At 68.7% G+C, this 25857-nt stretch carries 23 protein-coding genes; 22 read left to right on the top strand and 1 reads right to left on the bottom strand.

The window, feature by feature from the left end; translation table 11 throughout:
* From OEY_RS0114500 to OEY_RS0114490, 3 genes are all read left to right on the top strand, one after another.
* Window positions 1–849, top strand: an 849-nt coding sequence (locus OEY_RS0114500; RefSeq protein ID WP_010594579.1) for a DALR domain-containing protein, incomplete at its 5' end; no start/stop codon positions are given.
* Window positions 849–1811, top strand: a complete 963-nt coding sequence (gene rlmB / locus OEY_RS0114495) for a 23S rRNA (guanosine(2251)-2'-O)-methyltransferase RlmB (RefSeq protein ID WP_010594578.1) — start codon at window positions 849–851, stop codon at window positions 1809–1811. The genes OEY_RS0114500 and rlmB, both read left to right, overlap by 1 nt.
* 117 nt (window positions 1812–1928) lie before the next feature.
* Window positions 1929–2399: a hypothetical protein gene (locus tag OEY_RS0114490; RefSeq protein ID WP_010594577.1), complete on the top strand. Its 471-nt coding sequence runs from the start codon at window positions 1929–1931 to the stop codon at window positions 2397–2399.
* 12 nt (window positions 2400–2411) lie between these two features.
* On the opposite strand, the gene OEY_RS0114485 is transcribed toward OEY_RS0114490, so the two are convergent.
* Complete coding sequence (locus OEY_RS0114485; RefSeq protein ID WP_010594576.1) at window positions 2412–3281, bottom strand: biotin-dependent carboxyltransferase family protein; 870 nt, start codon at window positions 3279–3281, stop codon at window positions 2412–2414.
* A 185-nt stretch (window positions 3282–3466) separates the two neighbouring features.
* Here OEY_RS0114485 and OEY_RS0114480 point away from each other — a divergent pair, with 185 nt between their 5' ends.
* The 19 genes from OEY_RS0114480 to OEY_RS0114390 form a co-directional block, all read left to right on the top strand.
* Window positions 3467–4147: an SGNH/GDSL hydrolase family protein gene (locus OEY_RS0114480; protein WP_234420158.1), complete on the top strand. Its 681-nt coding sequence runs from the start codon at window positions 3467–3469 to the stop codon at window positions 4145–4147.
* Between the two features lie 59 nt (window positions 4148–4206).
* A complete protein-coding gene (locus OEY_RS0114475) occupies window positions 4207–4869 on the top strand; it encodes a TetR/AcrR family transcriptional regulator (protein ID WP_010594574.1) in 663 nt (220 codons plus the stop codon).
* Window positions 4870–5267: 398 nt separating this feature from the next.
* Window positions 5268–7514 (top strand): MMPL family transporter, encoded by a 2247-nt coding sequence (locus OEY_RS28495; protein ID WP_051009384.1) that lies wholly within the window; start codon window positions 5268–5270, stop codon window positions 7512–7514.
* A complete protein-coding gene (locus OEY_RS0114465) occupies window positions 7502–8005 on the top strand; it encodes a hypothetical protein (RefSeq protein ID WP_010594572.1) in 504 nt (167 codons plus the stop codon). Before OEY_RS28495 ends, OEY_RS0114465 begins: the two co-directional genes overlap by 13 nt.
* The gene (locus OEY_RS0114460) at window positions 7986–9116 is read left to right on the top strand and encodes an acyl-CoA dehydrogenase family protein (RefSeq protein WP_010594571.1); all 1131 of its coding nucleotides are present in this window, start codon (window positions 7986–7988) and stop codon (window positions 9114–9116) included. Before OEY_RS0114465 ends, OEY_RS0114460 begins: the two co-directional genes overlap by 20 nt.
* Before the next feature lie 10 nt (window positions 9117–9126).
* Entirely contained in the window at window positions 9127–10167 is a 1041-nt protein-coding gene (locus OEY_RS0114455; protein WP_225222885.1) for an SDR family oxidoreductase, read from the top strand.
* Window positions 10164–11405, top strand: a complete 1242-nt coding sequence (locus OEY_RS0114450; protein ID WP_010594569.1) for an aspartate aminotransferase family protein — start codon at window positions 10164–10166, stop codon at window positions 11403–11405. The genes OEY_RS0114455 and OEY_RS0114450 overlap by 4 nt, the downstream gene beginning before the upstream one ends.
* A gap of 23 nt (window positions 11406–11428) precedes the next feature.
* Window positions 11429–11887, top strand: coding sequence for a type II toxin-antitoxin system RatA family toxin (locus OEY_RS0114445; protein WP_010594568.1), 459 nt, complete (start codon window positions 11429–11431; stop codon window positions 11885–11887).
* Window positions 11884–12909: a bifunctional lysylphosphatidylglycerol flippase/synthetase MprF gene (locus tag OEY_RS0114440; protein WP_010594567.1), complete on the top strand. Its 1026-nt coding sequence runs from the start codon at window positions 11884–11886 to the stop codon at window positions 12907–12909. Before OEY_RS0114445 ends, OEY_RS0114440 begins: the two co-directional genes overlap by 4 nt.
* 11 nt (window positions 12910–12920) lie before the next feature.
* Window positions 12921–14321 carry an NAD(P)/FAD-dependent oxidoreductase gene (locus tag OEY_RS0114435; RefSeq protein WP_010594566.1) on the top strand — a complete coding sequence of 467 codons (1401 nt, stop codon included), beginning with the start codon at window positions 12921–12923 and terminating at the stop codon, window positions 14319–14321.
* Window positions 14318–15733, top strand: a complete 1416-nt coding sequence (locus tag OEY_RS0114430) for an NAD(P)/FAD-dependent oxidoreductase (RefSeq protein WP_010594565.1) — start codon at window positions 14318–14320, stop codon at window positions 15731–15733. Before OEY_RS0114435 ends, OEY_RS0114430 begins: the two co-directional genes overlap by 4 nt.
* A gap of 1 nt (window position 15734) precedes the next feature.
* A complete protein-coding gene (locus OEY_RS0114425) occupies window positions 15735–16640 on the top strand; it encodes an alpha/beta fold hydrolase (RefSeq protein ID WP_010594564.1) in 906 nt (301 codons plus the stop codon).
* Complete coding sequence (locus OEY_RS0114420; RefSeq protein ID WP_010594563.1) at window positions 16630–17550, top strand: alpha/beta hydrolase; 921 nt, start codon at window positions 16630–16632, stop codon at window positions 17548–17550. The genes OEY_RS0114425 and OEY_RS0114420 overlap by 11 nt, the downstream gene beginning before the upstream one ends.
* A gap of 4 nt (window positions 17551–17554) precedes the next feature.
* Complete coding sequence (locus OEY_RS0114415) at window positions 17555–19345, top strand: NAD(P)/FAD-dependent oxidoreductase (RefSeq protein ID WP_010594562.1); 1791 nt, start codon at window positions 17555–17557, stop codon at window positions 19343–19345.
* A gap of 9 nt (window positions 19346–19354) precedes the next feature.
* Window positions 19355–20698: a cation:proton antiporter gene (locus OEY_RS0114410; protein ID WP_010594561.1), complete on the top strand. Its 1344-nt coding sequence runs from the start codon at window positions 19355–19357 to the stop codon at window positions 20696–20698.
* The gene (locus OEY_RS0114405) at window positions 20695–22047 is read left to right on the top strand and encodes a cytochrome P450 (protein WP_029540047.1); all 1353 of its coding nucleotides are present in this window, start codon (window positions 20695–20697) and stop codon (window positions 22045–22047) included. The genes OEY_RS0114410 and OEY_RS0114405 overlap by 4 nt, the downstream gene beginning before the upstream one ends.
* A 14-nt stretch (window positions 22048–22061) precedes the next feature.
* A complete protein-coding gene (locus OEY_RS0114400; RefSeq protein WP_043805457.1) occupies window positions 22062–22889 on the top strand; it encodes an SDR family NAD(P)-dependent oxidoreductase in 828 nt (275 codons plus the stop codon).
* Window positions 22886–24412 carry a flavin-containing monooxygenase gene (locus tag OEY_RS0114395; protein WP_010594558.1) on the top strand — a complete coding sequence of 509 codons (1527 nt, stop codon included), beginning with the start codon at window positions 22886–22888 and terminating at the stop codon, window positions 24410–24412. Before OEY_RS0114400 ends, OEY_RS0114395 begins: the two co-directional genes overlap by 4 nt.
* 49 nt (window positions 24413–24461) lie before the next feature.
* Window positions 24462–25857, top strand: a 1396-nt coding sequence (locus OEY_RS0114390) for a DHA2 family efflux MFS transporter permease subunit (protein ID WP_010594557.1), incomplete at its 3' end; no start/stop codon positions are given.

The following is a 25857-nucleotide window of genomic DNA, read 5'->3' as shown; positions in this document are numbered from 1 at the left end:
AAGGCGGCCAAGCCGGACGAGCCGTCGTGGCCGACACCCTGGGGTCGCGGCCGCCCGGGCTGGCACCTCGAGTGCTCCGCGATGGCCGAGTACTACCTCGGGGAGTCCTTCGACATCCACTGCGGCGGCATGGACCTGGTCTTCCCGCACCACGAGAACGAGATCGCCCAGGCCAAGGCTGCCGGCGACGGGTTCGCGCGGTACTGGCTGCACAACGGCTGGGTGACGATGGGCGGCGAGAAGATGTCCAAGTCGCTCGGCAACGTGCTGTCCATCCCGAACGTCCTCGCCCGGGTGCGCCCGCAGGAGCTGCGCTACTACCTGGGCAGTGCCCATTACCGGTCCATGCTCGAATACTCCGACGCGGCTCTGCACGAGGCGGCGGCGGGGTACCGCGGACTGGAGTCGTTCGTCCTCAAGACCCGGGACCGGGCCGGCGAGATCCCGGTGGGAACGTGGACCGAGGAGTTCGCCGCCGCCCTCGACGACGATCTCGGCGTGCCGAAGGCGCTCGCCGAGATCCACGGTCGGCGCAGCGAGGGCAACAAGGCGCTCGACGCCGGCGACCTGGACACCGCGGTGCACATCGCCGGACAGGTACGCGCCATGCTCGGGATCCTCGGGGTGGACCCGCTCGACCCGCACTGGGCCGAGGTGGCTGGCAGCGATTCGGCGGCCCTCGAGGCCCTCGAGGTGCTGGTGTCCGCAGAGCTCGAACGCCGGCAGGCGGCGCGGGCTGCGAAGAACTGGGCGCTCGCCGACGAGGTGCGCGATCGATTGACGGCGGCGGGCATCGAGGTGACCGATACGCCCAACGGACCCGAGTGGTCCCTGAAAGCAGGGCAGTGATGGCTGGTAATTCTCAGCGACGAGGTGCGGTCCGCAAGGGCGGCACCAAGAAGGGACAGGTCGTCGGGTCCGGTGGGCAGCGCCGCCGCGGCCTCGAGGGCCGCGGTGCCACCCCCAAGGCCGAGGACCGTCCCTACCATCCCGCCGCGCGGCGCGCCCGTGCTGCGGCGAAGACCGCCGACAAGCGCGGCCGCAGCACGGCCGGCCGCAAGGGCGAGGACGGCCCGGAGATGGTGCTGGGCCGCAACCCGGTGGTGGAGTGCCTCCGCGCGGACGTTCCCGCGACGGCGCTGTACGTCGCCGTGGGCGCCGAGGCGGACGAGCGACTCAAGGAGGCCGTGCAGCGGGCCGGGGACGCCGGCATCTCGATCCTGGAGGTCCCGCGCGGCGAGCTCGACCGGCTCACCGCCAACGGCATGCACCAGGGCATCGGATTGCAGGTTCCGCCGTATCGCTACGCCCATCCGGACGACCTGCTGGCCGTCGCCCACGACAACCACGAGCGGCCGCTGTTGGTGGCTCTCGACAACATCACCGACCCGCGGAACCTCGGTGCGGTGATCCGGTCGGTCGCAGCGTTCGGCGGCCACGGCGTGCTGATCCCGCAGCGTCGCAGCGCTGCCGTCTCGGCGGTGGCATGGCGAACCAGCGCGGGTGCTGCGGCCCGCCTCCCCGTCGCCCGGGCGACCAATCTGACGCGCACCCTCAAGGACTGGCAGTCCCGTGGGGTCCGGGTCGTCGGTCTGGATGCGGGGGGCGATACCACCCTCGACGATTTCGACGGCACGGACCCGGTGGTGATCGTCGTCGGCTCCGAAGGCAAGGGGCTGTCCCGACTGGTCCGCGAGACGTGCGACTCGATCCTGTCGATCCCGATGGCCGGTGACGTGGAGTCGCTCAATGCGTCCGTCGCTGCCGGTGTCGTGCTCGCGGACATCGCGCGTCAACGTCGCATGCTGTAGTTCCGTCGGCCGTGCGGCCAGTGCCGTTCCGTCGGCCGTGCGGCGGGGGTCGGGGAACCGTTCCGCTTCCGGCCGCGTCGAATCGGGTAGAGCTGATCGACAGCGGACGGGGGACACATGGCACAACGAACCGAATTCACGGGACGGATCGGAATCGAGCCGCCGCTGAACCGACACGAGATCGACTTTCTCGTCGCGTTCGCCGGACCGGCCAGTGGCCCCCACCGGTCCCCGGCCGACGGGCTGCCCACCCGGGGGCGACCGCTGTCGTGGTGCCAGTGGGTACCCACCGCCGACGGCGCCGCGCTGGTGTGGAACGGCGGCGAGTGCTTCTACTTCTACACGGAGTGGCTGGCCTACCTGATCGACACCTTCCTCTCGCGCCGGGCGCGGCTGCGGCGTGCCTCGCGTGCGGCGGTCCCGGCCGGGAACTTCACGTTCGATCACGTTCTCACCGGCACGGTCGACGTCCGCACACCGGCCGGCACGCTGCGACGAATCACCGTGCGGGACAACCATGTCCAGGAGTGCGTCGTCGCCGGGCCGAGTCCCGTGGTCCGGCCCCCGGGAGATGTCGCGGTGTCCTGAGCTGTTTCGCAGTCATCGCGTGAGGGTGGCGACGAACCGCACCCGATGTCCCGGCCCGAGCTGCGCGGCGACGGGAAGATCGGCGGGCAGGACGACGGCGATCACCGGGTGGTCGCCGACGACAGGATGGTCGGCCAGGAACAGGATGGGGTTGCCGTCCGGGGGGACCTGCACCGAGCCCGGGGCGGTCGGCTCCGGACGATCGGTTCCGCCACGCGAGAGATGCAGCTTGCCGGGTCCCTGCAAGCGGATGCCGATGCGGTCCAGCTGCGGGGTCACGGCCCATGTCTCGTGCAGCAGCGCATGCACCGAACCGGCGCTGAACTCTCCGGGGTGCGGGCCCAGATGCACGCGGAGCAGTGCCGGGTCCTCGGGCGGGGCCGGTGGCGGGATCTGTTCCTCGCCGGGTAGCTCGCCCGTCAGGGTGCCGACCGGTATCCGGTCGCCGTCCCTGAGCCGGTCGGGCCCGGTCCCGGTCAGGGTGTCGGTGGATCGGCTGCCGTGGGTCTCGGGCACGTCGATTCCGCCGCGTACCGCCAGATACGAGCGCACTCCGCTCGTCGGATTACCGAGGGCCAGCACGGCGCCGTCGTCCAGCCTGAGCACCGAGTAGTCGGCCTCGGGGTGGCCGTCGACGGTGACCGGCACGCGGGCGCCCGTCACCGCAACGACGTTCGCGCCGATGCTGCGCACCGTCAGACCGCCGGCGGTGATCTCGAGCGTCGCCGCAGACGGGTCGTTGCCGACCAGGCGGTTCGCAGCGTCGTGCGCCGTTCGGTCGGCGGCACCCGACACGCCCAGCCCCTGGTCCTCGCGTCCCGGCCGGCCGCGGTCCTGGACGGTGGTGAACATTCCGCTGTGGACGACTTCGAGCCCTTGCATGGGGGAAATTGTCCTCGCCCCGCCGCCTGCGGCGGGCGCGTCCGGGGGATCTCGCTGCCCCCGAACATATCCGTCCCGGACCGGCGGTCGGCGATCGGCCGGCGAGCGACACGCAGCCCCTCCGAGCGACGGCGAGGCGCGCCACATCTTGCCGAAATAATACGGTCGATCGTATGCTCATCCGCATGACGACAGTATCGAAGCCGCTCACCGAGGACACCGATCCGCACGTCCTGCCTCCGGCCACGGCCGCCGCGATGCTCGAGGGTGCACCGTGGAAGCGGTACGCCGTGTTCGGCGACAGCCTGTCGGTGGGCGCAGGCGATCCCACGCCCGGCTACGACAACCTCGGATGGCCCGCTCGGGTCGAACGGGTTCTTCGAATGGTCGAACCGGACCTCCGATACCTCAACACGGCGCGCATCGGTGCCACCACGGCGCAGGCGCTGGAGGAGCAGGCCGAGCGGATCGCCGCCTTCGAACCCGACCTGCTGCACGTCAACAGCGGGGCGAACGATCTCCTGCGCCGCAATCCCGACTGGGATCGGATCGAAGACGGACTGCGCACGATGTACACCTGGGCGGCGGGGACCGGCGCCCAGCTCAGCGTCCTGACGTTGGGTCGCGCATTCGTCATCCCGGCCTTCCCGGACTGGACCGAGCGTGTCGCCCGCCTCAACGACATCACCCGGAAACTCGCCCGCGAGTTCGACGCCGTCCTCGCCGATTCGTGGGACCACCCGCTCAACGACCGCGAGAACCTGCTGAGTGAGGACAAGATTCACTTCGCCACCACCGGGCAGGCCGTCCTCGCGACGTTGGTCCTCGAACAGCTCGCGGCCCGGGTGGGCGCCGACCGGGCCTAGGGGCAGGACTGGATCCGCCACGAAATCGCTGGAGAATCGGGTGACGTAAAATTCACCGCATGTCGAGCGCGACACCCCCGTCGTCGGGAACGGCAAGTCCGCTTGTCGGTGACATCACCGACAAGCGGCTTCTTCGGGGTGCCCGCACTCGTCGCGCGGTCCTGGACCGGGCCGTCGACCTCGCGTCGCTGGACGGTCTCGAGGGGCTGAGCTTCGGACGCCTCGCCACCGACACCGGTCTCAGCAAGGCCGGTATCCAGAGTCTGTTCCGTACCAAGGAGGCGCTGCAACTCGCCACCGTCGATCATGCCCGGTCGATGTTCGTCGATTTCGTCGTTCGTCCTGCCCTGTCCGAACCCCGAGGGGTGGCGCGGATCCGGGAGCTCATCGGACGCTGGATCGTCTACGCGGAACGGCCACTGTTCGCCGGCGGCTGTTTCCAGGCCGCCAATCTGACGGAGTTCGACAGCCGGCCCGGCCCGGTTCGGGACGCGCTCGCGCGCAACCAGCAGGAGTGGGTCGACGCGCTCTCCGGCGAGCTCGCCGTCGCCGTCGAGAACGGTGAAATCGCCGATCTCGATGCGGATCTCGCGGCATTCCAGATCGACGCGGTGCTGCGGTCCGCGAACACCGCCATGCGCCTCGGAGACGGAGCGGCGGGGGACAAGGTCCGACGCATCGTGGAAGGACTGCTGCGTCCGCCGGGGCGAACCGTCCGATAGGGCACGGTCTCACGCGTGTGATCCGGCGCGATTCGATGACGGGCCCCCGTGAGTCGGGGACCTCCGACTTCGTTGTGGGGCAACAATATGCACAGGAACGTCCAACTCGTCGGAATCCGGGTGACCGGTCCGAGCGTCGTCGAGGTTGTTCGCCGACAGGTTGACGCCGGGGGTGCCCTCGGGCATGATCATCGGCAACGGCGCCGCCGTCGGTCCGACCGGCCGATGGGGACGTCGGCGCATGGCTGTCGAGACAGCGGCCACACCGGGTAGGGGACCCCGGTGGCAGGTCATTGGGGGGATTCACCGTTACGGCAACACATCTGGATGTCGGTGTACAACGAGGTCGCCGACGTCCAGGTTGCCGTGCCGGTGATTGATCAGAATGGGCACAGCGCATGATCCTTGGCAGACTCGCCGAAGTGGCATGGCGTCTACCTCGCACCGTGGTCGGGGCGGCGATGCTGTTCCTCGTCGTCGCAGGTGTCTATGCAGCGCCGGCCGCAACCCGGCTGCCGTCCGGTGGATACGATGTTCCGTCATCGGAATCAGCTCGGGCAGAACAGATTCTGGACGAAACGTTCCGAACGGGTGGACTGCCGGTGGTGTTCACGGTTACCGACCCTGCGGGAGCCGGCAGCGTGCGAGCGCGTGACGAATCCTCCAGGATTGTTGCGGCACTGCAAGATTCGCCACACGCGGTCCAGATTGCGTCGTACTGGACCGCACCCTCCCCGCTCGACCAGACCCTGCTGAGTGCGGACCGGAACACCGGGCTGGTCGTCGCACGAATCGCCGGCGACGATCGGGAGGCACCGATCCGGGCGCACGAGATCGCGGCGTCCCTCGTCGGAACCCGCGACGGTGTGACCGTCACCGCCGGTGGTCAGGCCATCACGTACTACGAAGGCACACAACAGTCCCGAAGTGATCTGATCCGGCTCGAGATCATTGCGGTACCGCTGACCTTCATCGCGCTGGTCTGGGTGTTCGGCAGTCTCGTCGCGGCGCTGCTCCCGCTGCTCGTCGCGGCTATCGCTGTCGTCGGCACCGGTGCCTGCCTCTGGGCGCTGTACGCCGTCACCGACGTCTCGGTGTTCGCGGTGAACCTGGCGACGGGCCTGTGCTTGGCTCTCGCGGTCGACTACACGCTGTTCATCGTCAACCGATTCCGTGAGGAACGGGATGCGGGGACCGACGCACACGCGGCGCTGGTACGCACCATGCTGACGGCCGGCCGGACCGTGTTCTATTCGGCGCTGACCATGGCGGTGACCCTGGCGACGTTGCTGATCTTCGAACCGTATCTGCTTCGCTCCCTGGCATATGCCGGACTTGCGAGTGTCGGATTCGCGATGGCGGGTGCGCTGTGCGTCGCGCCGGCGCTGATCGTTCTCGCAGGAGATCGCATCGACGCACTCGATGTGCGAAAGCCGCTGCGACGCTGGTTCCGTCGCGAAGCCGTGCCGATCCGCGCCGTCGAGGATTCGTTCTGGTACCGCACGTCGGCGGCGGTGATGCGACGACCGGTCGTCGTCCTGGTGACGCTCACGATCGCGCTGCTGACCCTCGCGTGGCCGTTCCAGGGTGTGCAGTTGGCGTATCCCGACGACCGGGCGCTGCCGGAGTCGACGACTTCGCGGCAGACGGGCGACATTCTGCGAGCCGATTTCGCCCAGGACTTCGCCGGCTCGACCCCGATCGTTCTGACCGGTGCAGTGACGACCGTGCCGCAGGTCGCGGACTACGCGAGGGAACTCTCGACAATCGACGGTGTCCTGTCGGTCAGCAGCCCCGGCGGGGTGTATGCGAAGGGCATGCAGATCAGCCCACTCCGAGTCGATTCGGCAATCTCCGGTGACAGCGCATACGTCACGGTCTCGACCACGAAGGACCCGTACTCGCAGGAGGGCAAAGAGCAGCTCGAACGGTTGCGCGAGGTCCGGTCGCCGGCACCCACACTCTTCGGCGGCCTCGCGCAGCGTGACCTCGACAACGTGCACGGCATCACCGACCGCGTGCCCGTCGCAGTCGCGCTGATCGCTCTCGCGACGTTCGTGCTCATGTTCCTGATGACCGGCAGCGTGGTGCTTCCGGTCAAAGCGCTGGTCACCAACGCCCTCTCGCTCACAGCCGGATTCGGCGCCATGGTGTGGATCTTCCAGGACGGCAACCTCGGGGGTCTGGGTACCACCGCGACCGGACACGTCACGGCGTTCGTTCCACCCCTGCTCGCTGCCATCGCCTATGCGCTCTCGATGGACTACGAGGTCTTCGTGTTGTCGCGCATCCGCGAGGAATGGCTGGCGACCGGGAACAACCAGAGGTCGGTGTGTGCCGGCCTGGCGCGGACAGGTCGCATCGTCACGGCCGCCGCGGTCGTCATGACGGTGGTCTTCCTGGCGATCACCGCCGGGGAGGTTTCGTTCATGCGCGGACTCGGCCTCGGACTGACCATCTGCGTGCTGGTGGACGCGTTCGTGGTGCGCACGTTCCTCGTCCCGGCCGTCATGGCACTGACGGGCCGGTACAACTGGTGGGCGCCCGCGCCGCTGGCCCGATGGCACGCCAGACGCGGATTCCGCGAAGGGGAAGCGGTCCCGATCCCAGAACTACGAAAAGAGCAGTCGCTGTGGACAACCTGAACAGATTCGAAACCGAGGCCACGCATGCGGTCGCGCGGGCCGAGTGGTTTCTCGCACTGGTGGTCGTCGTGGTGCTGGCCGTCGCCCATCTCGACGAGATCGACTGGGTGGCGTTCGTCGCGCTCTTTCTGATCATCGACATCATCGGCTACATTCCGGGCGCGATCGCGTACCGGCGCAGCGCGGATCACGCGGTTGCGAAGGGCTACTATGTCGCCTACAACGTGATGCACAGCTTCCTCACGGCAGCCGCGATTGCGGCGGCATGGTCGCTGATCTTCGGTCCGGAATGGGCGCTTCTCGCACTGCCGATCCATCTGTGCGGAGACCGAGCTCTGTTCGGAAACACCATGAAGCCGTTCGGAATCTCGTTCGAACCGGTGAAGCATCCGGAGTTCGATGCCTTCGACCGTGCCTACCACCGCGTCGGTGTCCGCTCCGACGATTCCACGAACCACAGGGGGTTTCGACGTGCGCTTCCTCGCGCGTGAACGTGCCGTACTCGAGCAGTTCCTGCCGGGACTCGACGACGCGCTGGCCGATGTCCCGCTCGCGGACCTCGAGGGCAGTGCGGCCCTCGGTATCCCGCTGCTGCGTGATGCCGGCGGAGCCGGACTCGTGATTCCGGTCGAATACAAGGGCAAGGGCGCGAATGCTCTCGATGCCGTCAGGATCCAGCGGGCACTGGGCTCGCGGTCGCCGTCCCTGGCCGTGGCGAGCACCATGCACCACTTCTCCGTGTCCAGCCTCGTGCTGCTCGCCGAGGCCGGGGGAAAGGAGTGGCTCGTCCTCGAAGCGATCTCCGCGAAGAACATGCTCGTCGCGTCCGGATTCGCGGAGGGCCGCCCCGACGGCCACATCCTCACCCCGACCATGGACGCCACCGTGACGGCCGACGGGGTCCGGGTCAGCGGGACGAAACGACCGTGCAGTCTGGCGCGGTCCATGGACCTGCTCACGGCCAGTCTCCGGCTGCCCTCCCCGGACGGTCGCGGGGACCGGCTGGCCGTCGCCCTCATTCCCGCCGACGACCCGGGTGTGACGGTCGCGCCGTTCTGGTCCAGCTTCGCTCTCGCCGGCGCCGAGAGCGATCAGGTGACGATCGACGACGTCCTGGTGCCTGCGGATCTGGTGGTACTCACGGAGGTGACCGAGGACGGGCGGCTCGACGCCGTCCAGACCGCGGGTTTCGTGTGGTTCGAGCTGCTCATGGCCGCCTCGTACCTGGGTGCGGCCAGCGCACTGGTCGAGCGTGTGCTGTCGGTGGAACGATCCGCCGACGTCGAGCGGATGCAGCTCGTCTCGCGCACCGAGAGCGCGCACGCGGCGATCGAGAACATCGCCCGGCAGGTCCCGCACGCGCAGACGGACGCGGGGCTCCTGGCCGACACCCTGTTGGTGCGGTACGCGGTACAGGACACGATCGCGTTGGTGGTACCCCGAGCGGTCGAACTGCTCGGTGGCATGAATTTCATGACGTCGGACGACGTCGGATACCTCGCCGCGGCCGTCAACGGCCTCGGCTTCCCCCCGCCGTCGCGCACGCGAATGGCGGGACCGCTGACGCGCTATTTCGCGGGCAGCCCCCTCGAGATCGCATGAGGAGCGAAGAATGACGTGGCGTAGAAAGACACTGTTGTTGACCGGCGGCTCCGGCGTCGTCGGACGGGCACTGATCGACGAACTGTCGCACGACTTCGACGTGGTCTGCATGCGCAACCGCAACCCGGTCGACGACGTCCGGGTCAGCGAGTTCGCCGGGTCCTTCGCCGAACCGCGGCTCGGCCTGTCCGCCGGCGACTACGCCGTGCTGTCCCGCCGGGTGGATGTGATCGTGCACGCGGCGGCGGCAACCAGTTGGCGGGAGGACCCGCGACGGATTCGTGAGGTCAATCTCGGTGGCCCGACGGCATTGCTGGAGCTGGCGACGCAGGCATCGGCGCCGCTGTACTTCTTCAGTACCGCCTTCGTCGCGGATCCACCTTCGGCACAGGGACATTCGCCGGGAGCCGCGGCCTATGTGCAGTCCAAGATCGAAGCCGAGGCGCTCGTCCGGTCGCATGCCGTGCCGAGTGTGATCGTGCGGCCGTCGATCGTCATCGGTGATTCGGCGGACGGGCGGATGGCGGCGTTCCAGGGTCTGCACGCCGTGCTGGGAGCGATCGTGCGGGGCGCCGCACCGATGATCCCGATGCCGGCGAACGCTCTCATCGACTTCGTACCGCAGGACCTGGTTGCGGCCGTCATCGGCCGGCTCGTACGTCAGGAGGTCACCTCCGGCGAGTACTGGCTCACAGCCGGCGACCAGGCATTGTGTGCACGGCAGATCATGGACCTGTGCATGGGCCTGGCGGGTGACCTGGGTCTGTCGACGCGGGAACCGCGTCTCATCCCGACCGAAGCCGTGGACCGCCTGATCCTTCCGCTGCTGGAGGATTCGCTTCCGGCCCCGCTCCAGGCGAAGTTCCGCGATCTGCTCGAGTTCGCCTGGCTCTTCCAGAGCGCCGACCCGTTGCCGAACTCGCTGCCGGAACTGGGCTTCGCCGCGCAGGTCACCACGGAGGAGCTCCGGAAGACGGCCTACCTGTCGATGCGCTACTGGGCGCAGGTGAAGGGGCTCGTGGCCGGCGACGACGACGGGCGGGCGGCGTGACCGCCTCGGGCGTCCGGACCGGGATCGAGGACCTCTGCCGTGCTCACCAGGGCAGCGGGCGGGCCGCTCTGGGCCGTCTGCTCGGGGGCATGGAGGAGATCGCGTCGGAGGGCGCCTGGGTCGTCGTCGCGGACGGTCGGCGCTTCCTGAACTTCGGCGGCCACGGGGTGTATCTGCTCGGGCACCGGCATCCGGAGGTGACGGCAGCGGTGCACCGGCAGATCGACACGCACCCGATGTCGACGCGCGTCTTCTTCGAACCCGCGGGCGTGCACGCGGCGGCGGCACTGTCCGCCGTCACGCCTGCGGGCCTGGACCTCGTGCACTTCGTCAACTCGGGCGCCGAGGCCACCGAGGCGGCGTTGAAGCTGGCGCGGGCACATGGCAAGACCGAGATCGTCACGACCGTCAACGGCTTCCACGGCAAGACCCTGGGGGCACTGAGTGTCACCGCCCGCCCGGTCTTCCAGAGGCCGTTCGAGCCGCTGCTGCCGGGGGTGACCGCCGTGCGGTACGGGGACGCCGCCGAACTCGACGCCGCGCTCGCCCGGGTCGCGGGCCGGGGCGTCCTCATCGTCGAGCCGGTACAGGGTGAGGGAGGGGTGATCGTGCCCCCTCCCGGCTATCTCGCCGCCGCGGCCGATCTGTGCCGACAGCACGACGCGCTGTTGATCGTCGACGAGATCCAGACCGGTCTGGGGCGCTTGGGCACGTGGTGGGGTATCGACGACGCTCGGATCGTTCCGGACATCATGCTCGTCGGTAAGGGACTCTCGGGCGGTGTCGTCCCGATCTCCGCGATGGTCGCCACAGCAGAGACGTATCAACCGTTCGCCAAGGACCCGTACCTGCATTCCTCGACCTTCGCGGCCTCGCCGATCGCGTGTGCGGCAGCCGCGGCGACGATCCGGGTCATGCGCGACGACGACATCGTCGGCAAGGCGGCGGATCTGGGCCGGCGCCTCGTCCACGCCGTCGGGAACGCCGTGGCGGCTCACTCCTCGGCGCACCGCATCGAGGTCCGCGGCCGCGGACTGCTGATCGGCATCGAGTTCGACGATCCTCGATCGGTCGGAGACCTGTACCTGAACCTCGTCGATCGCGGGGTTCTGGTCAACCACTCCCTGAATTCGCCGACAGTGCTACGTCTCACCCCGCCGGCCGTCCTTTCCGACGGTGAACTGGACTTCTTCCTGACCGCGTTCACCGACGCGCTGTCCGCTGCCTTTTTCGCCTGAGCCCTACAGCAAGGAGAACCCCCATGCGCAGTGTCACCATGTCGTTCGTCCTCCCCGGAATCGACCCGAGCGCCGCCTTCGACCGGATCGGCGACTTCGAGAGCTACCCCCGATTGACCGAGGCTGTGGTCGCGGTCGAGGTGGCCCCCGGGGACGCCGGCGAAGTCCGGTCCAGCTGGACCGTCAAGTTCCGCAAGGGGCTGCTGCGCTGGACCGAGCACGATGTGCTCGACCGCGACGCCGGAACGATCGCGTTCACGCAACTCGAAGGGGACTTCGAGGTGTTCGACGGAACCTGGCGCATCGGCCGGACGGAAGACGGCGCGTCGGTGGTCTTCGACGCCCGGTTCGACCTGGGCATTCCGTCACTGGCCGACATTCTCGACCCGGTCGCCGAGGGTGCGCTGCGCGAGAACATCGCCCTCATCCTGTCCGGGTTGTTCGGCGAGATACGACAGCCGGCGCTGGCGGTCGACGCGTGACCACCACCCAGGACGCCGCGCAGCACCTCGCGCGGCGAGATGCGCTCGCCGTGCTGCGGGACTACGCCCGGAGTTCGTCCGCGTTCCTCGCACTCAACGAGGGCAACCGGTACTTCACGGTGCCGGGTCGCACCGGGTTCGTCGCCTACCGGCCGGTCGGCCGACGTTACTGGATCCAGTTCACCGGTGCCGTCACCCCCGAGCACGATCGATCCGCCGTCGACCATGCCTTCGCCGAAGCGGCGAAGCGCGCCGGGAAACGGGTCGTGGCCGTGCAACTGGAGCGGTCCGATGCCGAGCGCGCAGCCGCGAACGGATGGGTGGTCAATCAGTTCGGATCCTCGTACAGCATCGACCTCTCCGCATTCAGCCTGCGCGGCCGGAAGTTCGTCAAGACCCGCAACATGATCACCCGTTCGCGTCGTGAGGGGGTGACCGTGCGCGAGGCGACGCCGGAGCAGCTGACCGACCCCGCGTTCGCCACCCGACTGGACCGGCTCGATGCCGCGTGGTTGCGGAACAAGGGGCGTCACGTCAAGGGACTCAAGCTGATGGTCGGGGAGCGCGGCGGCGAGGTCCAGGAGCAACGCCGGCTCTTCGTCGCCGAAGCCGCCGGCCGGATCGTCGCGTACATCTCCTACTCGCCCGTCTTCGGCGAGAAGGCCGGCTGGCTCTACGACTTGACGCGGCGATCCCCGGACGCGCCACCCGGCGTTGTCGAGCACATCTTCGCCGAGGCGGCACAGGTGCTGCGCGAGGACGATGCGCCCTGGCTGCACCTGGGGCTCACACCGTTCGTCGGCATCGACCCGGACGCTGCTCTTCCGGGTGCGTCCCGCATGCTGAGCACCGCAACAGGACTGATCGCGAAGCACGGTTCGGCCGTCTATCCGGCCGCGAGTCAGCTGGCCTTCAAGCTCAAATGGCGTCCCACCCTGGTGACGCCGGAGTACATCGCATTTCCCGGTCGTGTTCGCCTGCGAGACCTCTGGAGTCTCGCCCGGGCGACGAATTCGCTCTGAAAGGAGGAACAATGGTCGATGCGACCCGGTGCCTGGACACGGCACCGATCTGGAAGCAACTGGCGGATTACGTCCCCGATGCACCACGACTTCGCGGGTCGGCCGGGGCCGACCTCGTGGTCGTCGGCGCCGGACTCGCCGGACTCACCGCGGCCTACTACGCGGCCAGGGAACGGCCCGAACTGAACATCACCGTCCTGGAGGCCGGCCGGATCGGATCGGGGGCGACGGGCGCCAGCACCGGCATCGTCGGTCCCGGTCTGAAGATTCCGCTCGCGTCGCTGAGGAGGAAGTACGGCGACACCACGGCGCGCGCCGCCTTCGGCGCCTCCCAGCACGGGGTGAACCTGCTGCGCGAGCTCATCCGGACCGAGCAGATCGACTGTGATGCGCGAGAGGAACCGCACACGCTCGCGGCGCTCACGCCTCGTCAGCGCGAGCGGATGGCGGCCCACCTGATGCACCTCGAACAACTCGGCTACGGCGTCGAGTGGCTCGGGCCGCAGGACCTCGTCGAACGGGCGGGACCGGGATACGTGGCCGGATTCTCGTACGAGAACGTGCTGCTCGTGGATCCGTACCGCCTGCTGCTCGGCCTGGCCGACGCACTACGCCGCCGCGGTGTCGAGATCCACGAGCACAGTCGTGTCGTCGACATGCAGCCGGCACGAGGGGGTGCGACCAAGCTCTACACCGCGTCGGCCGACATCACCGCGGACCGTGTCCTGTTGGCCGTGGACGGGTACGCGCAGAAGCTCAATCCCTTCCCGAACTCGGTGGTGACGATCCGAGCTCACGTACTGGCCACCGACCCGCTGAGCTTCGAACAGCGCGCCGCCCTCGGCTGGAACGGTCGTGGCGGAATCATCGACCAGCGAAACTATTTCAACTACTACCGAATGACCGCCGACCACCGGCTGGTGTTCGGCGGGGGACCGGTCGTCGTACCGACCGGCGATCCCGTCCCCGACGCCCGCACCGCGGATGCGGTACAGCAGAGACTTCGTCGCGAGATCGGTGAGAGATTCCCGATTCTGAAGGATGTGCCGGTGGTGGCGAGATGGACTGCGCTGGCCGGGAGCACCGAGGACCGGCTGCCGGTCGTCGCTCCGGTGCCCGGACGGCCCGGTGTCCTCTACGCGGGCGCCTGGTGTGGTCACGGTCTGTCGCTCGCCGTGGATTCCGCCTGGCGCTTCGGGCGGACGGTGGGCGGCAGCGCGGCCGACAGCACCCTGCCGTGGACCCGCCTGCGGGGCCTGACACTGCCGAAGCCCGCGCTCGAGGCCGGCACGAGGGCATACCTGCGGATGCTCGACCTCGCCGATCGGCACGACCTGCGGACCGGATCGCCGAAGTCCCGGGAGGACGTGCCCGGACGCGTCGCTCCGGCCGAGGAAGGAGTCTTCTCATGAGCGCGAAGATCGATTCGGCCGTCCTGGCGCCGCCGACGGACGACATCCCGCCCGGTGCCGGGACGCAGGATCCCGTGCCGCCGAGCGGTGCGGGATCCTGCGAGGGGGCGAGCAGCTCGAGCTCGACCGGTGAACCGTGCATCGAGACCGCCGACATCGTGATCGTCGGCGCCCGGATCGCGGGGTGTGCACTCGCCGTCCGCTTCGCGGAGGCGGGAAAGCGCGTGGCGCTGCTCGATCGTGGTGAGCGGGAAACGGATGTGCTCTCCACCCACTACCTGCAGGACCTGCGGCTGTGGGACGAGCTGGGTGTGCTGCGTGAGTTGCACGAGTTCGGTGCTCCACCACTGCATTCCACTCGAACGGTCATGGACGGAGTGGACATGTCCGTGCATCACCCGCAGTGGCCGCGGATGTGTGTGCGACGGTCGGGCCTCGACGAGCTCCTGCGCCGCAGGGTCGAAGCCGTCGGGGTGCCGGTGCGCACCGGCGTGACGGTGCGACGGCTGCTGAAGGAGAACAACGGACGGGTGCGGGGGGTGCTGGCGACGAGAGCCGACGGCAGCGAGATCCGGATCCTGGCACCGCTGGTCGTGGGTGCGGACGGCAGGAACTCGACGGTTGCCAAGCTCGTGGGTTCCGCCAAGTACGCGGTCACCACCAACGATCGTGATGCCGTCTGGCGGTACTACCGGAATCTGCCGGTGCCGCCCGAGTTCCAGCTGGTTCGTGACGGCCGCGACATCTACTTCATGGTCCCGTGCGACGACGGCCTGACCCTGGTGGTCGCCCAGCCGCCCCGCGACGACCCCCGCGACTACCGGAACAGGGAGGTGTTCGAGGAGAACGCGCAGCGCATCATCCCCACGTTGCGCGGTCTCATGGCCGCCGCGGAACAGGTCGGTGACGTCCGCCAGGTACGTCGGATGGACGGCTACTTCCGGGAGGCGGCGGGACCGGGCTGGGTGCTGATCGGCGACTCCGGGCACTTCAAGGACGTCATCACCGGCCAGGGGATCTCCGATGCCCTGCGGCAGGTGCGGATGTTCACCCGCACGGTGCTGCCGGAATGGGGGAGCCCGCGCACCATCGACCGCGCTACCCGACGGTGGTGGAAGGAACGCGACGCCGAAGCGCGTCCGATGTACTACTTCTCCCGGTCGATCGGACTGGGTCTTCCGACCAATTCGGTGGACATCGAACTGTTCCGATACATCAGTGCGTCCCGGCGGCGCAGGGACAATCTCACGCTCATGCTGAGGCACGAGTACAACCCACGCAGGCTGATGGGTCTGCCCGCGGCGGTGTCCATGGTCCGTGCCGCGAGTCGGCCGCACAACTCGGTGGTCTCCGTCGTCGACGATGCGCGGGCATCGCTGTACCGGCAGTTCGGCCGGAAGCAGGCGAGGTGACGTGACGGTGCACAATCGATTCCAGCCCGGCTGGCGGCATCCCGATCTCGGCGAACGCGGCGACGTGCGTATCGGGTCGGGGGCGGTACGCTACTTCGAACGCGGAGACGGCGAACCGATCGTCCTCGTCCACGGCGCGATGGTCAACGCGAACCTGTGGCGCCGAGTCGTGCCCCCGCTGTCGACGCAGTTCCGGTGCGTGACGCTCGACCTGCCGTTCGGATCGCACGACGTCGGCGTGCCCCACGTCGACCTGTCACTCCCCGGGCTGGCGCGACTGGTCGTCGACTCGATCGAGACGCTCGGGCTCAGTGGCGCAACCGTGCTGGCGAACGACACGGGCGGCGCGGTCGCGCAGCTCGTCGTCGCACAACGTCCCGATCTCGTCGGACGCCTGGTCCTCACCTCCAGTGATGCGTACGGTGACTGTCCGCCCGCGGTATTCGGCTTCTTCAAGCTCGCGGCGTCGGTGCCGGGAGGCCTGCTCCCGATTCTGGCGCCGATGACGGTGCGGTCCTTGCGGCGTCTGCCGATCGCCCAGGGCTGGCTCACCCGACGAGCACTTCCGCCCCACATCTCGGATTCGTATGTGCTGCCGGCGATCCGGAATCGCGGAGTGCGTCGGGACCTGGCGCGAGTGGTGACCGGTCTGCAGTCGCGGCACACACTGGAAGCAGCGCGGCACTTCGACAGGTTCGACGGTCCCGTCCTCGTCGCGTGGTCCCGGGAGGACCGATTCTGTCCGCCTGCCAATGCGCACCGGCTCACGAGGGACTTTCCGGATGCACGGCTGGAGTGGATCCAGGACGCCTACACCCTCGCACCCGAGGACCGACCCGAGCGGGTGGCCGCACTCGTCTCCCACTTCATCACCACGACCGAAACGAGAGTCCCACATGACCGATGATCGTCGCGCATGGTGGCGCCATCGCAGTCTCGGCACACGGCGCGAGCTCACACTGTCCACCGGCCGGCTCGCCTACTTCGAGGCCGGTGCCGGTGAACCGATCGTTCTCCTCCACGGTCCACTCACGAATGCGAACGTCTGGCGCAAGGTGGTTGCCGCTCTGTCCGGGCGCTTCCGCTGCATCGCGCTGGACCTTCCCTTCGGCGCCCATTCCGTCCCGATGCCCGACGCGGATCTGTCCTTCGCCGGATTGGCGGCGATCGTGACGGAGGCGCTCGAAGCACTCGATCTGCGTGAGGTGACGCTGGTCGGCAACGACGGCGGCACCCCCGTCGCTCAACTGGTTGCCACGACGCGGCCGGACCTCGTCCGACGGCTGGTCCTGACGGCCGGCGGTGCGTACGACAACTGCCCACCGCGGCGGTACCGGGCGATCATGAAGGCCATCGCCTACGCGCCGGCGGCGCGTGAACTGATCCTCGGCCCGTTGCGCATCCGGGCCCTGCGGCGGCTCCCGATGTCCTACGGCTGGCTCGCGCGTCGACCGGTCGAACCGGCCACCTCCGACTCGTGGGTCCTCCCGGCCCTCGAGAGCGACGCCGTCTACGCAGACCTCCGCCGTATGCTCCGCAGCCTGGAACCGAGCGCTGTCCTCGCGGCCGCAGAGTCGTTCGGCGACTTCCCGGGGCCGGTGCTGGTCGTGTGGTCCCGGGAGGATCGCGTGTTCCCACCCGAACACGCCGAGCGTCTCGCCGGGGATTTCGCGGATGCCGGACTCGAGTGGATCGCCGACTCGTGTTCGCTGCTTCCCGAGGACAAACCGTTCGAAGTGGCACAGCTGCTCGCGGACTTCGTGCAGCGCACCAGCTCGGTGCCGGCTGCCGCAATCTCGACGAACCAGGAGAGCTGAGACGATGCTGGAAATCAGTAGACCCGAGGTGGCCGACGACACCCGCACCTTCGACGTCGCCATCATCGGTGGCGGCATCGGCGGAACCGCGCTCGCGGCGATCCTCGCCCGCAACGGCGTCCGGGTCGTGATGATCGAAGCCGGCGGACACCCACGCTTCGCGATCGGGGAATCGACCGTGCCGGAGACGATCGTCGGGCTGCGGGTGCTGGCGCGTCGCTACGACGTCCCGGAGCTGGGATACCTGGCCGGGCACAACACACTTCGCCGGAAGGTCAGTGCCGCATCCGGTGTGAAACGCAATTTCGGATTCGCGTACCACCGCGAAGGAGAGCCGTTCGCGGCCGAGGAATGCACACAGCATCCGACGTGGAGCCCGCCCATCGGCCCGGATTCGCACTTCTTCCGGCAGGACGTCGACGCCTACATGTTCCAGGTCGCGCTGTCGTACGGTGCGACGGGTCTGACCTACACACCGGTCACCGCGGTCGACTTCGACTCCGACGGGGCGACCATCCGGACCGCGTCGAGCGGTGACTTCCGGGCCGGCTTCGTGGTGGACGCGGGAGGCATGCGCAGTCTGCTGGGCGAGCAGCTCGATCTGCGCATCGACCCGCCGTACCGGACCCGGTCCCGCACGATCTTCAACCACTTCGTGGGTGTCGAACCGTTCGACCGCGTGGCCCCGCCGCGCAAGCAGCACCTGATGCCGAGCCCGTTCTCCCAGGGAACGCTGCACCACCTGTTCGAGGGCGGCTGGGCGTGGGTGATCCCCTTCGACAACCACGTGGGCACCACCAGTCAACTGTGCAGTGTCGGAATCAATCTCGATATCGACGTGTACCCGAAACGAGACGGCGAGACGCCGGAGGAGGAGTTCTGGGCGCACGTCGATCGCTTTCCCACGATCCAGCGGCAGATGCGGGCGGCCAGGGCGGTGCGGCCGTACACGTCCTCGAACCGGAGCCAGTTCGCATCGAAGCGGATCGTCGGCGATCGCTGGGTCCTGCTCCCGCATGCCTCCGACTTCATCGATCCGCTGTTCTCCAGCGGTCTCGCGGTCACCATGATGATCCTCAACGCACTCGGTCACCGTCTGATCTCCGCCGTCCGGGAGGACGACTTCTCGGTGGAGCGGTTCGAGTACGTCCAGACCTGGACGAAGCGGTCGTTCCGGTACTACGACGATCTCGTCAGCTTCTCGTACACCTCCTGGGACCACTTCGACCTGTGGAATGCATGGCACCGGGTGTGGTGCCTGGCCACCATGTACGGCGCCAACGCGCAGATGCAGACCGTCATGGAGTACGAGAAGACCAGGGACAAGGCGGTGTTCGACCGGTTGGAGCAACCGCCCTACCGCGGGCTGCAGGCCGTCGACAATCCGCGGTTCGCTGCGATGTTCGATGCGGCGTGCGCGGCGATGCAGGCATACCGCGACAAGGAGATCGACGCGACCGAGGCCGGCCATCGCATCCACGTCGCGCTGAAGGAGAGCGAGCTGGTTCCGTCCGCGCGCTGGACCGGTTGGCGAGCGCTCGACCCGGACAATCGTCTGCCCACGGGTGAGTTCACGCTGTGGGACATGACCCGGCTTCTGTTGTGGGGCAAGTACGCCAGTCCGCCCCACATCCGCGGAACCTACTTCACCAACGGATTCGCCGGAGTGGCGAAGGAAGCGGGCAAGTTGTATCTGTCGGAGCTGCGCCACGGCAGCGGGCTGAGCATGCAGGTGGCCCGCGACATGGTGTCGTATCGCAACCGGGACTGGCGTCGGGTCGGCGGACTCGACTAGGCGACTCCGATGACATTGGCACTCGACCTCACCGCGCCGCTGCCGGCGCACTGGTTGCTGGTGTTCCTGGTGCAGGTCACCGTGCTGTTGCTGGGTGCGCGGGTCCTCGGCGGCCTGGCGGTCAGGCTCGGCCTGCCCGCGCTTGCCGGGGAATTGCTGGCCGGAGTGCTGCTCGGTCCGTCCGTCCTGGCGCACGTTGCTCCCGGCGTGTGGGGGTGGCTGTTCCCTGCGGAGGGCGGGCAGGTCCACCTTCTCGACGCCGTCGGCCAGTTCGGCGTACTGCTGCTCGTCGGTCTGGCGGGAATGCACGTGGACGTCGGGCGTCTGCGACGACTGGCCGGCCCGGCAGCCAAGATCAGCCTTGCCGGCCTGCTGATCCCCCTCGCACTCGGTGTCGGCATCGGTGCGATCGCGCCGCCCCCCATGCGCCCGGAGGGCACGAGCCCGGCCATCTTCGCGATGTTCGTCGGGGTGGCGATCTGCGTGACCGCAGTCCCGGTCATCGCCAAGGTGCTCATGGAACTCGGGCTGACCGACCGCAGGATCGGGCAGCTCGTCCTGTCCGCAGCGGTGATCGACGACGTCATCGCCTGGTTCCTGCTCTCGCTGGTGTCCGCGTTGGTGACGGCCGGGGCACTGGGGGTATCGGACGTGCTGGAGCCGGTCGGATGTCTCGCCGGTGTCGTGCTCTTCGCCGCGACGATCGGCAGGATGCTCGTGCGCCGCGCGGTGCGCCACGCCGAGGCGTCACGCGATTCGACTGCGATGGTGAGTACGACGGTGATCCTCGTCCTCGGCGGTGCGGCGGCCACGCACGCCATGGGACTGGAGCCGATCCTGGGCGCGTTCGTCGCCGGCGTCCTCATCGGCTCCGGCGGCGTGCGCGCGCCGGTCCTCGCACCCCTGCATGCGGTTGTCATGTCGGTCCTCGCCCCGCTGTTCTTCGCCACCGCGGGGCTCCGGATGGACCTGTCCGGTCTGCTCCGGCCCGGTGTCCTGCTGGCGACGACCGGGCTCCTCGTCGTGGCCGTCGCCGGGAAGTTTGCCGGTGCGTTCGTCGGCGGCAGACTCAGCGGTCTCGACCGCGCGGAATGTATCGCCCTGGGGGCCGGGATGAACGCACGCGGTGTGGTGGAGGTGATCATCGCCACCGTCGGCCTGAGCCTGGGGGTGCTCGGCACCGAGGCGTACACGGCCCTGGTCCTGGTCGCCGTCGTCACGTCCGTCATGGCCCCGCCCATCCTGCGCCGCGCCGTCGGCCGCTCCGACCGCGCTGCCGCGGAGGAACCCGGCGCGCGACCCGCCGAGTCCCGGTCCGGGGCCGGCACCGTCTCACTCGAGGAACCACGATGACCCTGTCCCGATCCGAAACCTCGCATCCCCCGACATCGCTGCCGCCCGGCCCGAGGTTGCCCGCCGTGGTCCAGACCCTGCTGTTCACGCTGGCGCGGCATCGCATCTATCCCGTGCTGACGCGGCGCTACGGCGACACCTTCCTGATCGAGCCCACCGCGCCGTACCGGCCCATGGTGGTGCTCGGACGGCAGGAGGACATCCGGACGGTCTTCGCCGGCAGCCCCGAGATCTACCATGCCGGCGAGGGCAACGCCATCATGCGCCCGGTCATGGGCGAGCACGCCGTGCTGGTCACCGACGAGGACCGGCACAAGCGGGTCCGGCGGCTGCTCACGCCCGCGTTCAGTGCTCGGGCGCTGCAGGGCTACCGCGACGACGTGACCACGCTGGTCCGGCACGAGGTCGCGCACTGGCCCGTGGACCGCCCCTTCGCCACATTGGAGCGGCTGCAGGACCTCATGCTGGAAGTCATCCTCACCGTCGTGCTGGGTGTCACCGCGCCCGACCGCCTCGCCGAGTTGCGACCCGCGATCCGGCACATCACGGAGATCGACCCGATCACGTTGATGGGACTGCACAGCCCGAAGCTTGCGCGGATCCGGCCCTGGAGCACGCACTGGAAGCATCAGCGCAGATTCGACGAGATCGTCTACGCCGAGATCTCCGAACGTCGGGTCGCGGGCGACCTGCACGACCGAACCGACGTGCTCTCCCGGCTGGTGCAGGCCGCGGTGGACGACGCAGACGGTGGGCTCGGCGATGCAGAACTGCGGGATCAGCTCATCTCCATTCTCCTGGCCGGTCACGACACCACGGCCACGGGGCTGGCATGGGCCTTCCACGAACTGGTCCGCAACCCCGGCGTACTGGCAGACGCGCAGAAGGCGGCGGACGCGGGGGACGACGAGTATCTCGGCGCGGTGGCCAAGGAGGCGCTGCGCCTCAAGCCGGTGATCCAGGATGTGGCCCGCCAGCTCACCGCACCCGTGGAACTGGGCGGATACCGGTTGCCCGCGGGCATCACCGTGCTCCCCGCGATCGGCATCGTTCACGCCGACCCCGAGCATCACGAATCACCGGGCGAGTTCCGGCCGGAGCGGTTCCTGGGCGTCCAGCCCGCGGCGAACACCTGGATTCCGTTCGGCGGCGGTGCACGCCGGTGTCCGGGTGCCGCGTTCGCGGCCATGGAGATGACGGTCGTCCTGCGGGAGGTGTTGCGCGCCTACGATCTCAGCCCGCCCGGCCGGCGTCCGGAGAAGCAGAAGGCACGCAACATCACGACCGTTCCGTCGCGGGGAGCTCGCGTAGTGGCCCGGCGACGCACCACGAAGGCGGTGACGCTGTGAGCCCGACCGTGTTCATGGGAAAGACCTGTGTGGTCACCGGTGCCGGGTCCGGAATCGGCCGCGCACTCGCGGAGAACCTGGCCGGTCGGGGTGCGCGACTCGCTCTCTCCGACATCGACGACAGCACTCTGGCCGAGACTGCGCGCCGATGCGAATCCCACGGTGCCTACGTGTCGACGGCACTTCTCGACGTGTCCGATCGAGACGCCGTCTCGCGGTACGCCGAGGAGGTGGTGGCGGAGTTCGGCATCGTGCACCAGGTGTACAACAACGCGGGCATCGCCTACTTCGGCAGTGTCCTGGAGTCGGACTTCGCCGACATGGAACGCGTCCTGGCGGTGGACTACTGGGGCGTCGTACACGGGACGAAGGCGTTCCTGCCGCACCTCGTCGCGTCGGGCGACGGTCACGTCGTCAACATCTCGAGCCTTTTCGGCTTGCTCTCGCTGGGCGGGCAGAGCGCGTACAACTCGGCGAAGTTCGCCGTCCGAGGGTTCACCGAAGCGCTGCGCCAGGAGATGATCGCCGAACGGCTTCCGGTCCGGGTCACGTGCGTGCATCCGGGTGGGATCAGGACTGCGGTGGCACGCAACGCGACGACGGCTCGGGGGATCGACGCGGCGTCGGTCGCGGAGATCTTCGATCGGCGGCTGGCGTTCCATTCACCGGAGATGGCGGCCCGGGCCATCGTCGCCGGGGTGCGACGTCGCAGGGCGCGCGTGGTGATCGGCTGGGAGGCGAAGGGGCTCGACATGTTTCAGCGGGTGACCGGAGCGGGGTATCAGCGGGTACTGGCCGTGACCAATCCGTTCACCGTCGCAGCGGATCGGAACCGGAAATGACCGAGCACTTCGATGTCGTCATCGTGGGGGCCGGGCTGTCCGGTATCGGCGCCGCCTGTCGTCTCGGGCGGGAACTTCCGGACAAGACGTTCGCGATCTTCGAGGCACGCGCGTGCCTCGGTGGCACCTGGAGTCTGTTCACCTATCCGGGGGTCCGATCCGACTCCGACATGTTCACCCTGAGTTACCCGTTCAAGCCGTGGCGCGGCGCGGACGCGATCGCCGGCCGGCAGGCGATTCTGGACTATCTCGAGGAGGCCGCGGCGGAGGGCGGCATCGCCGGCAGGATCCGGTACAACAGCCGTGTCGTCGAGGCGTCGTGGGATTCGGCCCGCTCGCGGTGGAGTCTCACCGTCGAACAGCGGGTCGGCCCGGACGAGACGGCCCGCCGCACCGTGACGTGTGCGTTCCTCTACGCCTGTGCCGGGTACTACGACTACGAACGCGCGTACACCCCCGATTTCGAGGGCATCGAGTCGTTCACCGGAACGGTGGTCCATCCGCAGTTCTGGCCCGGGGAACTGGACTACACGGGCCGACGCGTCGTGATCATCGGGAGCGGAGCCACGGCCATCACCTTGGCGCCGTCGATGGCGGAGCGCGCCGAGCACGTGACGATGCTGCAGCGCTCACCGACGTGGGTGTTCCCGCTGCCGCGCCGGGACATCGCTGCGGACTGGGCGCGGGCGGTGCTGCCGCCGCTCGCAGCCCATCGGTTGGTGCGTGCGAAGAACATCGCCTTCACCGGCTCGCTGTACTGGTTCTGTCGACGGTATCCGCGGGCCGCACGGTCGCTGCTGACCCGTCTGGTCACCCGCTCCCTGCGGGATCGGGACACCGTCGCCGAGCACTTCACCCCCACCTATGCGCCGTGGGATCAGCGGCTGTGTGCCGTCGTGGACGAGGATTTGTTCACCGCGATCCGGCACGGCACGGTCACGATGGTGACCGACCACGTCGACCGGTTCGTCCCCGCGGGGATTCGTCTGCGGTCGGGGCGTGTCCTCGAAGCCGATATCGTCGTCACCGCAACCGGATTGCAGATGCAGGTGTTCGGCGGCATCGACTTCGTCGTGGACGGCCGGCCGGTGACGATGTCCGACGAGTTCCTCTGGCAGGGCACGATGGTGACCGGGGTGCCGAATTTCGCGGCGGGGATCGGATATGCGAATGCGTCGTGGACGTTGCGCGCGGATCTCAACGCACGCGTGATGTGCAGGGTGCTGAGCCATATCGACCGCAACGGGCAGGTGCCGGTGGTGCCGCGCCGGGAGGAGACGCTGGCGGCGCGTCCCTTCCTGGACCTGTCGTCGGGGTACATCTGCCGGTCGGTCGATCGGTTTCCGCGTCACGGAGATCGAGATCCCTGGCGGGCCAGGAACTATGTGCGCGACGCTCTCACCCTTCGGCGCACGTCGCTGCGGGGGTCACTCGTGCCGTTCGGGTCCACGGGAGCATCTCGTCGACGCGAAGACTGTCCGGGACAGAATGTTTCGTCGTCCGGCCGGACCAGACTTGTGTAGACCATAGTCAGCCGTTTAGAGTCGGGCCATGGTCGAATCAAGTCGGACGATGGTCGGCGAGCAGACGGGTGACGCCCCGGTTCGGGACCGGTCCAATCTCATGTTGCTCGTACTGTGCTCGGCGGCGTTCATGGCGATGCTCGACGTGTTCGTCGTCAGCGTCGCCTTCGCCGCGATCGGGGAGGGGTATCCCGGATCGTCCCTGGCGGACCTGAGCTGGGTCCTGAATGCGTACACCATTGTGTATGCGGCCCTGCTCATTCCGGCCGGCCGGCTGGCCGACCGCTACGGTCGCAGAGCGGGGTTCGTCGTCGGGCTCGTGGTGTTCACGGTCGCGAGTCTGGCGTGCGCGCTCGGTCCGACGCTCTGGTGGCTCGTCGGATTCCGGGTCCTGCAGGCGGTCGGGGCGGCGGCCCTGACTCCCACGAGCCTGGGTCTGCTGCTGACGGCACTGCCGCCCGAGCGGCGCGCCACTGCGGTGAAGATCTGGGCCACGTCGACCTCCCTGGCCGCGGCGGTCGGGCCGGTGATCGGCGGGGCGCTCGTGAAGGTGTCCTGGCAGTGGGTGTTCCTGATCAACGTGCCGGTCGGCATCGCGGCGGTGGTGGGGGCCGTCGTGCTGCTGCCCGAGACGAAGGACGCCACCGTGACGCGGATTCCCGACGTCCTCGGCGCGGCGGTGCTCGCGGTGGCCCTGGGCTCGCTCGCCCTCGCGCTGGTGAAGGGGCAGGAGTGGGGCTGGTCGGGAACCGGCACCCTGACTGCCTTCGCGGTCGCCGTCGTCGGGCTCGCCGCAGTGGCCGTCCGGATGCGACGGCACCCGGCGCCGGTCGTGGATCCCGCGCTGCTGCGGGTGCGGTCCTTCTTCTGGTCGAACGTCACCGCCCTGCTGTTCTGCACGGCCTTCGGCGCGGTACTGCTGAGCGTGATCCTCCGCCTGCAGACGGGTGCGCACTACAGCGCCCTGGTCACGGGTCTGGCGGTGGCACCCAGCCCGCTGATGGTGCCGATCTTCGCGGCGGTGAGCCAGCGCCTGTCGAATCGTCTCGCACCGTCCACCCTCGTGGCGATCGGCAACGTGCTCGTCGGCGTGGGGGTGATCATGCTGGCCGTCAGCGCCACCGAGGAGGTGAACTACGCCACGCAGGTGCTGCCGGGCTGGCTCCTCGTCGGTGTGGGCGTCGGCTTCTCGCTGCCCAACCTCCTGGCCAAGGCCACGGTCGATCTGCCGCCCGCACGAGTGTCCACGGGCAGTGCGGTGGTCAACACCAGCCGTCAGATGGGGTACGTGCTGGGCGTGTCCATGCTGGTCGCCATTCTCGGCGAGTTCGGTTCCGCCGACGCCGAGACGCTGGCGGTGTTCACGTACGCATGGTGGGCGATCGCAGTGGTCGCGCTCGCGAGTGCCGCCACCGCGATGGGGATGAGGTCGCGCCGAGCGTCCG

Origin of the sequence: Rhodococcus sp. P14, assembly GCF_000256505.1 — a bacterium.
Lineage (GTDB): Bacteria > Actinomycetota > Actinomycetes > Mycobacteriales > Mycobacteriaceae > Rhodococcus > Rhodococcus ruber.
The sequence above is the reverse complement of the archived record's forward strand: the minus strand, read 5'-3'. Positions and strand labels throughout refer to the sequence as shown.

What these genes read in the sequence shown, in the direction of transcription:
- OEY_RS0114405 (WP_029540047.1), top strand. Translation starts at nt 20,695, where the DNA reads ATGACCCTGTCCCGATCCGAAACCTCGCATCCCCCGACATCGCTGCCG.
- OEY_RS0114420 (WP_010594563.1), top strand. Translation starts at nt 16,630, where the DNA reads ATGACCGATGATCGTCGCGCATGGTGGCGCCATCGCAGTCTCGGCACA.
- OEY_RS0114475 (WP_010594574.1), top strand. Translation starts at nt 4,207, where the DNA reads ATGTCGAGCGCGACACCCCCGTCGTCGGGAACGGCAAGTCCGCTTGTC.
- OEY_RS0114410 (WP_010594561.1), top strand. Translation starts at nt 19,355, where the DNA reads ATGACATTGGCACTCGACCTCACCGCGCCGCTGCCGGCGCACTGGTTG.
- OEY_RS0114395 (WP_010594558.1), top strand. Translation starts at nt 22,886, where the DNA reads ATGACCGAGCACTTCGATGTCGTCATCGTGGGGGCCGGGCTGTCCGGT.
- OEY_RS28495 (WP_051009384.1), top strand. Translation starts at nt 5,268, where the DNA reads ATGATCCTTGGCAGACTCGCCGAAGTGGCATGGCGTCTACCTCGCACC.
- OEY_RS0114435 (WP_010594566.1), top strand. Translation starts at nt 12,921, where the DNA reads ATGGTCGATGCGACCCGGTGCCTGGACACGGCACCGATCTGGAAGCAA.
- OEY_RS0114445 (WP_010594568.1), top strand. Translation starts at nt 11,429, where the DNA reads ATGCGCAGTGTCACCATGTCGTTCGTCCTCCCCGGAATCGACCCGAGC.
- OEY_RS0114480 (WP_234420158.1), top strand. Translation starts at nt 3,467, where the DNA reads ATGACGACAGTATCGAAGCCGCTCACCGAGGACACCGATCCGCACGTC.
- rlmB (WP_010594578.1), top strand. Translation starts at nt 849, where the DNA reads ATGGCTGGTAATTCTCAGCGACGAGGTGCGGTCCGCAAGGGCGGCACC.
- OEY_RS0114430 (WP_010594565.1), top strand. Translation starts at nt 14,318, where the DNA reads ATGAGCGCGAAGATCGATTCGGCCGTCCTGGCGCCGCCGACGGACGAC.
- OEY_RS0114490 (WP_010594577.1), top strand. Translation starts at nt 1,929, where the DNA reads ATGGCACAACGAACCGAATTCACGGGACGGATCGGAATCGAGCCGCCG.
- OEY_RS0114455 (WP_225222885.1), top strand. Translation starts at nt 9,127, where the DNA reads ATGACGTGGCGTAGAAAGACACTGTTGTTGACCGGCGGCTCCGGCGTC.
- OEY_RS0114415 (WP_010594562.1), top strand. Translation starts at nt 17,555, where the DNA reads ATGCTGGAAATCAGTAGACCCGAGGTGGCCGACGACACCCGCACCTTC.
- OEY_RS0114400 (WP_043805457.1), top strand. Translation starts at nt 22,062, where the DNA reads ATGGGAAAGACCTGTGTGGTCACCGGTGCCGGGTCCGGAATCGGCCGC.
- OEY_RS0114485 (WP_010594576.1), bottom strand. Translation starts at nt 3,281, where the DNA reads ATGCAAGGGCTCGAAGTCGTCCACAGCGGAATGTTCACCACCGTCCAG.